Below are 12089 nucleotides of genomic sequence, written 5' to 3'. Positions count from 1 at the left end.
AGAACAAAGTGTAAACTGCCGGGATTTTTTACAGAAATTTCGGCAGTTTGCCGTAGGAGGAAGATATGTCTGGTGAAGTTTTGAGAATGGAGAACATTACTAAGATTTACAGCAATGGATTTGTCGCCAATAAGGACATTACCTTTTGGCTGAATGAAGGAGAGATTCTGGCTCTGGTTGGGGAAAACGGAGCAGGAAAAACGACGTTGATGAAAGTTCTCTTCGGGTTGGAAAATGCCCAGTCCGGACGTGTTCTCGTACAGGAGCAGGAGGTTCAGATTCAAAATACACTGGATGCCATTGATAAAGGCATTGGAATGGTACATCAGCATTTTATGCTGGTACCGTCACTGACTGTAGCGGAGAATGTGGCTTTGGGAATCGAACCGATGAAAAAGGGGACGTTTGATTATAACAAAGCGGTGGAGATGACCAGAGAAGTAGCAGAAAAGTATAATTTTAATATTGATCCCAAGATGAAAGTAATGGACCTTTCGGTTGGTCAGATGCAAAAAGTTGAGATCATGAAAGTATTGATCCGCGGAGCGAAAATTATTATTTTGGATGAACCGACGGCAGTCTTAACGCCCCAGGAGACAGATGAATTGTTTGAACAGCTGATTCTGTTAAGGAAGAGCGGGCATTCGATTATCTTTATCTCGCACAAGCTGGAAGAAGTAAAACGAATCTGCAGCCGTGTTACGGTCCTGCGCCATGGTTTTTGTCTGGGCAGTTATGAACTGGAGGATATGAGTGAAGCAGATATCTCAAGACTGATGGTCGGCCGGGATGTCGTACTTAGGATTGATAAAGAGCAGCCGAAGCCCGGAGAAGTTGTAGTACATATCAAAAATCTGGTCAAGATCAACGAAATGGGCAAGACCGTACTGGATGGAGTCTCTCTTGATATTCGTGCAGGTGAAGTAGTGGGCATTGCCGGTGTAGAAGGAAATGGCCAGAGTGAACTTTCCGATGTGTTATCAGGACTTGGCATCTTCTCCTCCGGTGAAGTATCCATTAACGGAGCCAGTATATCAGGAAAAACCGTTCATCAGATCCGACAGTTGGGGCTGGCATTTATTCCGGAAGACAGAATGGATTTTGGCTGTGCCGGAGATATGTCAATTCGGGATAATATTATTTCGGACCGCTATTTTCAGCCGCAGTACCGGAAGGGCCCGTTTATTAACCGAAAATATATTGACCAGATTGTAGATCAGTGCATTAAAGAATTTGATATTGCCTGTGATGATAGAAACCAGCCGGTACGGATGCTTTCCGGTGGTAATATCCAGAAGGTGGTGGTGGCAAGAGAGTTTACTTCCGGCAGTAATTTTATTCTTGCTAATCAGCCGACCAGGGGAATTGACGTCGGTGCAGCGGAAATGATTCGCAAGACGATTGTCCGTAAATCAAGGGAAGAAAAGACGGCTTCCCTGCTGATCTCAGCCGATTTGAATGAAGTACTGGAGTGCTCTGACAGGCTGCTGGTTATGCGGAAAGGGAAGGTTGTAGCAGCATTTAAGCAGGCGAACCTTGTTTCTGAAGACGAATTAGGAGAATATATGCTGGGTATTAAGACAATGACAGCAAAAGAAATGGAGGCTGTGCTATGAGTAAAACAAGACGAATAGAAACAACAGTCGAATTGGTACGAATCCTTGCTGCTATCGGCATTGCTTATGGAATTGCTCTCGTTACTCTGTTTGCCATCAGTGATGATCCGGTCTATGTTATCAGGCAATTTGTCTTAGGCCCGTTTTCTTCCGTACGGAGAGTCGGAAGCATAATTAATCTGGCCATTCCGTTTACATTTACCGGTTTATGTTTTTGTTTTATGTATGCAGTAAATAAGTTTAATCTCTCCGGTGAAGGCATTTTTATGTTTTCAGGGTGTATTGTGTCTCTGGCTGCTATTTCATTAGGCGGAGCGGGCCTGCCGACACCGGTTATGCTTTTGATCCTGCTGGCAGTTGGTGCGGCAGTCGGGTTCTTGGTTTCCCTGATTCCGGCATGGCTGGATGTTAAGTTTAAGGCCAATATTGTGGTGGTCTCCCTGATGCTTAACAGCATTTTGGCATTTTTATCGATCTGGGTGCTGAAGTATTTCATGCGGGATCCATCAATTGGTTCGCTGGGGTCTTATATGATTCCGGAGACGGCAAAGCTTCCCATGATCTTTGGAAAGTTCCGGGTCCAGTCAGGATTCTTTGTGGCTTTGATTGCTGTGGCTTTCGTTGGAGTTTTGTTTTATAAGACCATTTTTGGATATAAAATGCGGGTTGTGGGAAGTAATCCGAACTTCGCGAGGGCAAGCGGTATCAACATGAATGGGACGATTATTTTGGCTCAGTTAGTTGGCGGTATCTTTGCCGGCATGGGCGGTACGTGTGAGATCCTGGGCAATTATGATCGTTACAAGTGGGTCGTTAGTACCCAGCACGGTTTTGATGGTCTGATGGTTGCTGTTTTGGCGAGAAGGAATCCGATCCTGGTTCCGGTAGCGGCGATTCTGCTGGCATATATCCGGATCGGTGCTGATGTTGTAAACTCCAAAGGTGATATTCCGATTGAGTTCATTACGGTTATCCAGGGAATCGTTATTCTTCTGGTAGCGGCTGAAGAATTCATGGGAAGATATAAGAAAAAACTGATCTATAAAGCGGCTCAGAAAGACATGAAAATGGACCGGGAAAAAGAAGCAAAGGAAATTTTGGTAGAAAATGCAGCAGAAGCCGGAAAGGAGAGCGTGGGGTAAGATCCATGCAGGAACGCATATGTTTACAATAGAATGGTTTGCAAATTTTGGGTTTTCAGTACTGCGTTTATCAACACCGCTGATTTTCGTTGCATTGGCAGCGGTCATTAACCGGAAAGCCGGAATGCTTAACATGGCACTGGAAGGAATGATGCTTTCGGCAGCACTGGCAGGTGTGATTTTTGCCGGTTTTTCCGGGAATGTTTGGATTGGCTTACTGGGAGCCATTATCTTTGGTGTTCTTTCCGGCGGGGTACTGGCGTTGTCCAATCTCTCCGGTAAAACAGATCTTTACCTGACTTGTATTGCGTTTAACCTGGTTGCCAGCGGCGGCACAGTATTTGTCATGTATTTGTTGACCGGAGAAAAGGCGGCCACTTCGGCAGCAATTAAGGCCTATACGATTCCCTCGGTGGTTATACCGATAATTGATACGATCCCGTTTTTAGGACAGGTACTGTCGGGACATAACCTACTTACTTATCTGGCATTCTTGAGCATCTACTTCGTATGGTTCTTCTTATATCGGACCCGGTTGGGACTCAGGATGCGGGCAGTTGGGGAAAACCCGCAGGCTGCGGCATCGGTGGGTATTAATGTAAAAAAGATTGGTTATATATCATTTCTGGTTTCGGGAGTACTTTGCGGTTTTGCAGGAGCATTCATGTCAATGGGGTGGGTTAGTTTCTTTATGAAGAATATGACAAACGGCAGAGGATATATCGGTTTATCGGCGATGAATATAGCCGGAAGTAATCCGATCGGAACCGCGGTATCAGCAGTTTTCTTTGGCTTTTCCGATGCCTTGGCGACTACTCTAAAAAGTCAGGGAACTAATTTTCCGACGGAGTTTATTGAAATGATTCCCTATGCAGCAACTATAATTGCCCTTGTATTGATTAATATGATTCGGATCAATCAGAGGAGGAGGATAGAAAAAGGACTGAAGAGAGAAGGTGCATAAATGATGGAAACAAGTAAGAAAGTATGGATTGACTGTGATCCGGGAATTGATGACAGTTTTGCACTGCTGCTGGCAATGAAGCATCTTTCTGTTGTCGGAATCTCGGCAGTTGGGGGAAATACCGGACTTGATCATACATTTCATAATGCCAGATATGTGACGGAGCTGGCGGGACATGGTGATATTCCGGTTTATGCCGGCTACGATATGCCGATGTTTGCAAAACCTGAACGAGCTGAATATGTTCATGGCAGCAGTGGGTTGGGGAATATCATGGTGCCGAGGCTGAAAGAAGCTCAGAGTAGAAAACATGCGGTGGATGCGCTGATTGATGCTTTTCGCTATCAGACAGACATGACGCTGGTAACGCTGGGACCATTGACTAATGTGGCACAGGCGCTTTTAAAGGAGCCGGAGCTAAAACATAGGATTCCGGAAATCATCTCCATGGGGGGCTCGGTTACGACCGGGAATTATAATGCCTGCGCAGAATTTAATATAGTTGTTGACCCGGAAGCAGCAAAGATTGTTTTCGAATCCGGAATTCCGATCCGGATGGTCGGGCTTAATCTGTGCCGTCAGAATTCCATGACAATAGATGAAGTGAAACAGCTTAAGGCGCTGCCGGGGCTGGTAGCGGCAACGGCAGCAGATTTACTGGAATATTCAGTCAATCAGGGACGTCAATCGCAGCTATGTGATGCTTGTGCGATAGCATGGTTGATTGATCCGGCGATTATTACCTGTGCATTGCCAATGCATGTAGATGTGGAGACAAAGGGAGAGTTTACAAGGGGAATGACTGTCTGCGATTACCGTGATTATATAGGCATGGCGCCAAAGGAGGATATTGGCAGAGAAGTCTGCTATCCAGTAGATGGTATTGAAAAGAATGTACTTGTTGCAATGGAATTTGATAAGACACGTTTTAAAAAATTGCTGATCCAAACCATAATAAGCTACGAGGTATAATATGAAACTATTAAATTTTGGCTCAATGAACATTGATTATGTATATAAAGTAGAACACTTTGTTCGCAAAGGAGAAACCATATCTTCAGAAAGTTTAAATGTGTTCGGTGGCGGGAAGGGATTAAATCAGTCGATTGCCTTGGCCAGAGCGGGGGAGCAGGTATATCATGCCGGGGCTATCGGGAGTGAAGGCGAATTTTTGTTAGAGATCCTTAGTCGGGCGGGAGTAGATACCGGCTGTATTACAATCCTGGATGAAGTGCAGACCGGTCATGCTATTATTCAGAATGACAGTGAAGGGGATAACTGCATCATTCTATTTGGTGGGGCGAATCAAATGATTGGTAAAGAACAGGTTGAACAGGTTCTGTCTGGTTTTTGCGCAGGGGATTTTATTGTTCTTCAAAATGAGATCAGTGAACTGGAATATATCATCAGCAGGGCACATGAAAGAGGTATGACGATTGTTTTAAATCCTTCACCAATGGATCATAAGGTTTTAGAATTACCGTTAAACCTGGTAAATTACTTTCTTGTAAACGAGGCGGAAGCAGCATCTTTAGCAGAAACATCGGGCGAAAGTGATGAAGCAGTGCTGGTAAAGCTGGCGGCGAAATTTCCTGATGCCAAAGTAGTCATGACACTTGGGGAAAAAGGATCCTTTTACTGGGATGGACAGCAGATTTACCGCCAGGAGGCGGTAAGAGCGGAAGCGGTTGATACAACGGCGGCAGGAGATACATATTCAGGATATTTTATCTCTGGAATCATGAAAGATGAAAAGATCGAGGATGTTTTGCATCGGGCGTCGGTTGCCTCGGCCATTGCAGTAACAAGGCCGGGGGCGGCAGCATCAATTCCGGAACGAAAAGAAGTGGAAGAAGTGATAAAAAACAAAAAGGAAGGGAGATAAAAGGATGAATGAAAATAATGCTATGAAACACACACCAACTCCTCATATTGATGCAGGACCAGGAGATGTTGCAGAATCAATCCTGCTTCCGGGGGATCCGCTGCGGGCGAAGTTTATTGCTGATAATTTTCTGGAAAATGTAACACAGTTTAATCATACAAGAGGAATGCTGGGGTATACCGGTTACTTTATGGGCAAACGGATATCGGTAATGGGAACTGGAATGGGCTGCCCGTCTATTGGGATCTATTCCTATGAGCTGATTCATTATTACGGTGTGAAGAATTTAATCCGGATCGGAACTGCCGGATCGATGCAGCCGCAAGTGAAGCTGCGGGATGTAATCATTGCCATCGGCAGTTGTACGGAGACGAACTATCTGGCAACATACCAGCTGCCGGGAGATTATTCCTGTACAGCGAGTTACAAATTGCTGCGTCAGGCAGTACAGTGCGCGGAAGAAATGGACCTGCCGTATCATGTTGGCAATATTCTGTGCACAGATACATTTTATAAACCCGACTTGCCGAAAACAGGTGTATCATGGGCAGATATGGGGGTTCTGGCGTGTGAGATGGAGTCTACTGCTCTTTATGCGAATGCGGCCTATGGAAAAGCAAATGCATTGTGTATTTTAACGATTTCAGATTCGCCGTTTGAAGAAGAAGAAATCTCTGCTGAAGGCAGGCAGAATTCTTTTACCAGGATGATGGAACTGGCACTTTCTATTATTTAAGGAGTAAGAAAAATTTAAGGAGAATCCACAAAATCATGATATTATCATGACTTTGTGGATTCTTTGGTATTCTATTGGGGAAAAAAGTTTACAAGGTGTCGAGAATTACAAATATAATAAGTTCAGAGAACATGTTAGGGCGATGGTATGCCTCCATTATAGAAGAGAACATGTTATTATATGGATATCATTAGGTTTATTTCATGGGATAATTAAATGTATAATTATTTGAAATTACATTATTGTAATATGGTAGTTATAATTGCTAATTAATAAAATATTATGTTATAGTAATAATGAAAAGCTCAATTTATAATAATTATGAAGCTATAGAGAAGGGCCTAAAGGTTCTGACACTAGAGATGAAATGAATACTTATCAGCAATATCCCATTTAATATAACCGTAGGGAATTAATCGTGAACCTTACAGGTTTTGCTTCAAGTCAGGAGACAATATATGGAGAACAATGCAAAAGTAATTCAGGCTATAGAAAAATACTGTTTAAAGCACCCAAGTGCATATGAGGCAAGGCCATTTGGTGAATATCCAATCTGCTATAAGGTTATGGGAAAGATCTTTGTACAACTTAATCCTGAGGAAAAGTTTTACAAGATAACGTTAAAATGTGTGCCGGATAAAGCAAGTCTTTACCGGCAGCTTTATCCAGGGGTTGTAGTACGCGGATATCACTGCCCGCCGGTTCAGCAGCCCTATTGGAATACTATAAATCTGGATGCTTTCTTCGATCTGGACATGCTGTTTCAGATGATTGATGAAGCATATGATGCTGTAATTAATAAGTTCAGCAAAAAGGCAAAGGCGGAGCTGCTGAATCTTTCTGAATTGGAGTTTAAGGACACGGATGGGGAAGATCAGGATTTTGCAAAGCTTTGCAATCGATTGGACAATGCTCTTGATGAGATCGTTGGGGGTAAATTTCAAAGAAGCCAGTATGAACAATTTAATCAAAGGGATTGTATCCATGACGTGATCGTGGCTTATCGGGAAGGCAAACCGATTGGGTGTGGTTCCTTTAAAATGTATGATGAAGATCATGCAGAGTTAAAACGAATTTATGTAGAACCATCGTATCGAAACATGGGATTGGGTGCAGAATTGGTTCGGAGATTAGAGGCAAAGGCAAAGATTAAAGGATATCGATGGTGCATTTTAGAGACTGGTAAACCGTTAGAAGCAGCCTGTTATATGTACAAAAAGGCAGGATACAAAATTATGCCGAACTATGGGCAGTACGCGGATATGCCGGATTCGATTTGTATGGAACGAAAAATTTGATGGGGAATATTGGGGGATTTATTTTATGGAGAAGTATGAGCTTGGCTTAAATAAAAAGTCTTTTTCCTTATTTTATAATGGCGGAGAAGTTTGGTGCGAACATTTGGATTCCCTTTATGGTGAAACGGAATTGTTAAAGCAGAAATTTAAACGGGATCTAATAGAAATCAGCAGACCGTCTACGAGCTCCTTTATTGCAGTTGTCCTTGATGATTCGGAAGTTGACAAAGAAATTTTAGAATTGATCGTTGATAATTTTGTTATGCTAAAGAAGCCGCTGCGTAAAGTAGTATTTGTCGGTTTGGATATAAAAATGAAAAACTATATTAAAAAGAGAAAAGCAGATATAACATTTATGATGACTTGCATAGATGATTTGGAAAAGGCGAAAGAGTGGCTTATTTCGTAAAGATAAGAGCAAACCGAGAGATTAATGCTGTAAGGGTATGACCCTGAATTGGATTTGGCTGTTCTTGATCCGGAAGGAAGACCCGTGGGACTTGCTATCCTATGGTAAGATAGACAAAGAAATGAAATAGGACAGGCAAGAGTATTTCATAGAAGGGAGAACAGGGATGTTTCGTGTGGAGCAGGTTAAGTCACTGAATGATCTGGAAATGGAAGTATATCAATATGTGACGAAAAATTATGATAAAGTGAAGTACATGAGAATTCGGGAATTGGCTCAGGAAGCCCATGTTTCCACTTCTACGGTACTGCGCTTTTGTAAGAAAATGGATTGTAATGGTTATGCCGAGTTTAAGGTAAAGTTAAAGCAGCATTTTGAAAAGGGAAAAGAAATATCTGCTGCGGACGATGTGACTGAAGTCATTGACTTTTTAAAGAAAACAACTTCGGAAGAATTTGAGAAAAAGCTGGATATGCTGACGGAAGTGATTGTCCGTGCAAACCGTATTATTTTTGTGGGCAGCGGCATGTCCGGGATTGTGGCAAAATATGGGGCAAGGTATTTTTCCAGTATGGGAAAGTTTTGTCTTTATATTGACGAACCTCATTATCCCACGGAGAGCAGATTTTTTGAAAATGCCCTGGTCATTGTATTTTCAGTTTCTGGAGAGTCGAATGATACCATTGGTCATGTGATTCGTTTTAAGGAACAAAATTGCCAGATTTTCAGTGTGACCAATACGGAAAATTGTACTGTGGCGAAGTTATCGGACTATAACATAGCTTATTATGTGACGTATACGAGGCTAAAGGTGTATGATATTACCACTCAAATGCCTGCAATTAGTATTATAGAACGGCTGGGGAAGAAGCTGTACCGGTATACATCCGAAGAAATGGATCATAATTCAAATTAGAAAAGTTATGAATTGAAGTAACATACTGTTACGTATAAAAAACAAGTGAGAATTGACGTCACTTGTTTTTTTGCACCTTAGAACTAATGACAAGAAACCTGATAAACAGTATAATCACAATCAGCAAAAACTATGCGAATTCATTAATTTATAAGAGAGGAAAGAAAAATGGCAAGAGATTATGCGGTTGTATCAAAAGCTATTGTGGAAAATATTGGGGGAATCGATAATATTTCCAGCCTTACCCACTGTATGACCCGTTTAAGATTTGTCTTAAAGGATGAAAGCAAGGCAAATGAAGCGGCGGTCAAAGCCATTGACGGCGTTATGGGAGTTGTAAAGCAGGGAGGGCAATTTCAGGTTATTATTGGAAATCATGTTGGAACTGCTTATCAGGAGATATTGAAGTTAGGTAACTTTGGAGAAGAAAGTAAGGTTGCAAGGGGAGAGAAGAAAGAGCCTTTGACCCTTAAGAAAATCGGAAATAACATTTTAGACGCCATCGTTGGAACCATGTCTCCGTTAATTCCGGCAATTATCGGCGGTTCCATGGTAAAATTGCTGGTTATGTTATTGGCAATGGCTAATATTTTACCTGCTGACAGTGACACTTACAAAATTATTAATTCCATTGGGGACGGCGCCTTTTATTTCCTGCCTGTAATGGTGGCAGCTTCTGCTTCTAAGAAATTTAAAACGAATATGTTTCTGGCCATTGCGATTGCAGGAACTTTAATTCACCCGGATTTCCGCAGTTTAATGGAGGCGGTAACGGTTGGAGAAACAGCGGCCCATTTCCTGGGAGTACCCATTGCGTCTGTAAAATATACTTATACAGTAATTCCTGCAATCTGCATGACCTGGATTTTATCTTATATTGAGCGGGGCGTTGACAAAATTACACCTGCCGTGACAAAGAACTTTTTAAAGCCAATGTTGATTTTATTAATTGCGGCTCCTATTGCGATTTTAATTATTGGACCTGCGGGAATTTTAATTGGTACATCAATTTCTAAATTTGTATTCTTTGTACAGGCAAAACTTGGATTCCTGGCAGTTGGTATCATGGGTGCAATTTGGCCTTTACTCGTTATTACAGGTATGCACAGGGTATTTACTCCAACGATTCTGCAGACGATCTCTGATACAGGAATGGAGGGAACCGTTATGCCGTCTGAAATAGGCGCGAACCTTTCCCTGGGCGGAGTTTCATTAGCAGTAGCATTAAAAACAAAAAACAGAGAACTTCGTCAAACCGCCCTTGCAGCAGCGTCTTCCGCACTGATTGCAGGAACTACGGAACCAGCTCTTTATGGTGTTGCCGTTCGTTTAAAACGTCCTTTGATCGCTTCTTTGATTACAGGATTTGTTTGCGGCTGTTTAGCTGGAATTGGAGGGCTTGCCAGCCGTTCCATGGTCTCACCCAGTGTTTTAACCGGAGTACAGTTTATTGACCCGGAACATCCAGGAACCAGCATTGCATGGATCGCAGGTATTACGATTTTGTCGATTGTATTATCGTTTGTACTGACTTTGGTGATTGGTTTTGAGGATATTCCGGAAGAGGAGGAATAAATTGAGCGATTTTCAATTTCCTAAAGATTTTCTTTGGGGAGGAGCCATTTCCGCCAATCAGGCGGAAGGCGCCTTCCGTGAAGGAGGCCGGGGATTAAGTAATATTGACGTACTTCCTCATGGAGTACGAAGATTAGAAGTAAAAACAGGGAATGTTCCCCAACCCGAATTGCAGAAAGAAGAATATTACCCCAGCCATGAGGGAATTGATTTTTATCATTGTTATAAAGAAGATATTGCTTTAATAGCGGAAATGGGATTTAAGGTATTCCGTACTTCTATTTCATGGTCACGGCTTTTTCCTGAAGGAGACGAAGAAAAGCCCAATCAGATGGGAATAGATTTTTACCGCAATATGTTTCTTGAGTGTAAAAAGTATGGCATTGAGCCTTTGGTGACGCTGTGCCATTTTGATGCACCCATGGGACTGGTGGAAAAATATGGTTCGTGGAGAGACAGAAAAGTCATAGATTTTTTCCTTCGTTATGCGGAAACCTGTTTTAGAGAATTTTCAGGGTTAGTTAAATATTGGCTGACGTTTAACGAGATTAATATTATTTTACACAGTCCATTTTCCGGGGCGGGAATTGCCTTCCAGGAAGGGGAAAATAAAGCTCAGACCACCTATCAGGCAGCACATCATATTTTGGTAGCCAGCGCTCTGGCTACTAAGCTGGCCCATGAATATGATCCGGGCAATCAGGTGGGCTGTATGCTTGCAGGAGGCAGTTTTTACCCTTATTCCTGTAATCCCAAGGATGTTTGGGAGTCTGTGAAAAAAGAGCAGGAAAATTTATTCTTCATTGATGTACAGGTGCGGGGGGCTTATCCCTCATATGCCCGTAAACTCTTCCATGATATGGGAGTCAGTCTTATTATGGAAGATGGGGATCTGGAGATTTTAAAAAATACAGTAGATTTCATTTCCTTCAGTTATTATGCAAGCCGCTGCGTAGCTGCAGACATGAATGATAAAACAGCAAATGAGGGCAATATTATCCGTTCAGTGAAAAATCCTTATTTACAAACAAGCGAGTGGGGCTGGAGCATTGACCCGCTGGGACTTAGAATCACCATGAACCAGCTGTATGACCGTTATCAGAAACCTCTGTTTATCGTTGAAAATGGTTTGGGTGCAAAGGATGAGATTGAGCAGGATGGAGGAATACAGGACGATTACCGCATTGATTACTTAAGAAACCATATTAAGGCAATGAAAGAAGCCATGGAGGATGGCGTGGAGTTAATGGGGTATACGGTCTGGAGCTGCATTGACATTGTTTCTGCTTCTACCGGAGAGATGAGCAAACGATATGGTTTTATTTATGTGGATCGTGCAGACGACGGAAGCGGTACGCTGCAGCGGAAAAAAAAGAAATCATTTGATTGGTATAAAAAAGTAATTGTAAGCAATGGAAATGATTTAGACTGATAATTAATAAGCTGAGGAATTGCGGAAAGCGTAAGAAACTTATAAAAAGTTTGAAAAACCAGGATAATTTTTTCGGCTGCATTTGCGGCCGGAAAGAGAGCTCCGTGATAAAAAGG

General features: G+C 42.4%; 11 protein-coding genes. All 11 read left to right on the top strand.

All coding sequences use genetic code 11. The annotated features are described in order from the left end of the window. Window positions 1-65 precede the first annotated feature (65 nt). The gene (locus H171_RS17985; RefSeq protein ID WP_100306359.1) at window positions 66-1616 is read left to right on the top strand and encodes an ABC transporter ATP-binding protein; all 1551 of its coding nucleotides are present in this window, start codon (window positions 66-68) and stop codon (window positions 1614-1616) included. After that, entirely contained in the window at window positions 1613-2758 is a 1146-nt protein-coding gene (locus H171_RS17980) for an ABC transporter permease (RefSeq protein WP_100306358.1), read from the top strand. The genes H171_RS17985 and H171_RS17980 overlap by 4 nt, the downstream gene beginning before the upstream one ends. A 19-nt stretch (window positions 2759-2777) precedes the next feature. Further along, the gene (locus H171_RS17975; RefSeq protein WP_100307573.1) at window positions 2778-3722 is read left to right on the top strand and encodes an ABC transporter permease; all 945 of its coding nucleotides are present in this window, start codon (window positions 2778-2780) and stop codon (window positions 3720-3722) included. Next, a complete protein-coding gene (locus H171_RS17970; RefSeq protein ID WP_100306357.1) occupies window positions 3723-4694 on the top strand; it encodes a nucleoside hydrolase in 972 nt (323 codons plus the stop codon). It abuts the gene before it with no gap. A gap of 1 nt (window position 4695) precedes the next feature. After that, window positions 4696-5607 carry a ribokinase gene (locus H171_RS17965; protein ID WP_100306356.1) on the top strand — a complete coding sequence of 304 codons (912 nt, stop codon included), beginning with the start codon at window positions 4696-4698 and terminating at the stop codon, window positions 5605-5607. A 4-nt stretch (window positions 5608-5611) separates the two neighbouring features. After that, window positions 5612-6343 (top strand): purine-nucleoside phosphorylase, encoded by a 732-nt coding sequence (deoD, locus tag H171_RS17960; RefSeq protein WP_100306355.1) that lies wholly within the window; start codon window positions 5612-5614, stop codon window positions 6341-6343. A 458-nt stretch (window positions 6344-6801) separates the two neighbouring features. Then, the gene (locus H171_RS24625; RefSeq protein ID WP_242976986.1) at window positions 6802-7641 is read left to right on the top strand and encodes a GNAT family N-acetyltransferase; all 840 of its coding nucleotides are present in this window, start codon (window positions 6802-6804) and stop codon (window positions 7639-7641) included. Between the two features lie 25 nt (window positions 7642-7666). After that, on the top strand, window positions 7667-8050 hold the full coding sequence (locus H171_RS17945; protein WP_100306354.1) for a hypothetical protein: 384 nt from the start codon (window positions 7667-7669) through the stop codon (window positions 8048-8050). 166 nt (window positions 8051-8216) lie between these two features. Beyond that, window positions 8217-8966 carry a MurR/RpiR family transcriptional regulator gene (locus tag H171_RS17940; RefSeq protein ID WP_100306353.1) on the top strand — a complete coding sequence of 250 codons (750 nt, stop codon included), beginning with the start codon at window positions 8217-8219 and terminating at the stop codon, window positions 8964-8966. 168 nt (window positions 8967-9134) lie between these two features. Continuing rightward, window positions 9135-10541, top strand: a complete 1407-nt coding sequence (ascF, locus tag H171_RS17935; protein ID WP_100306352.1) for a PTS cellobiose/arbutin/salicin transporter subunit IIBC — start codon at window positions 9135-9137, stop codon at window positions 10539-10541. A 1-nt stretch (window position 10542) separates the two neighbouring features. After that, complete coding sequence (gene ascB, locus H171_RS17930; RefSeq protein WP_100306351.1) at window positions 10543-11973, top strand: 6-phospho-beta-glucosidase; 1431 nt, start codon at window positions 10543-10545, stop codon at window positions 11971-11973. The last annotated feature ends 116 nt before the right edge of the window (window positions 11974-12089 follow it).

This window comes from [Clostridium] celerecrescens 18A (assembly GCF_002797975.1).
GTDB lineage: Bacteria > Bacillota > Clostridia > Lachnospirales > Lachnospiraceae > Lacrimispora > Lacrimispora celerecrescens.
This window is presented reverse-complemented; position numbering and strand designations above follow the sequence as displayed.

What these genes read in the sequence shown, in the direction of transcription:
- H171_RS17975 (WP_100307573.1), top strand. Translation starts at nt 2,778, where the DNA reads ATGTTTACAATAGAATGGTTTGCAAATTTTGGGTTTTCAGTACTGCGT.
- H171_RS17940 (WP_100306353.1), top strand. Translation starts at nt 8,217, where the DNA reads ATGTTTCGTGTGGAGCAGGTTAAGTCACTGAATGATCTGGAAATGGAA.
- H171_RS24625 (WP_242976986.1), top strand. Translation starts at nt 6,802, where the DNA reads ATGGAGAACAATGCAAAAGTAATTCAGGCTATAGAAAAATACTGTTTA.
- H171_RS17970 (WP_100306357.1), top strand. Translation starts at nt 3,723, where the DNA reads ATGATGGAAACAAGTAAGAAAGTATGGATTGACTGTGATCCGGGAATT.
- ascF (WP_100306352.1), top strand. Translation starts at nt 9,135, where the DNA reads ATGGCAAGAGATTATGCGGTTGTATCAAAAGCTATTGTGGAAAATATT.
- deoD (WP_100306355.1), top strand. Translation starts at nt 5,612, where the DNA reads ATGAATGAAAATAATGCTATGAAACACACACCAACTCCTCATATTGAT.
- H171_RS17980 (WP_100306358.1), top strand. Translation starts at nt 1,613, where the DNA reads ATGAGTAAAACAAGACGAATAGAAACAACAGTCGAATTGGTACGAATC.
- H171_RS17945 (WP_100306354.1), top strand. Translation starts at nt 7,667, where the DNA reads ATGGAGAAGTATGAGCTTGGCTTAAATAAAAAGTCTTTTTCCTTATTT.
- H171_RS17985 (WP_100306359.1), top strand. Translation starts at nt 66, where the DNA reads ATGTCTGGTGAAGTTTTGAGAATGGAGAACATTACTAAGATTTACAGC.
- H171_RS17965 (WP_100306356.1), top strand. Translation starts at nt 4,696, where the DNA reads ATGAAACTATTAAATTTTGGCTCAATGAACATTGATTATGTATATAAA.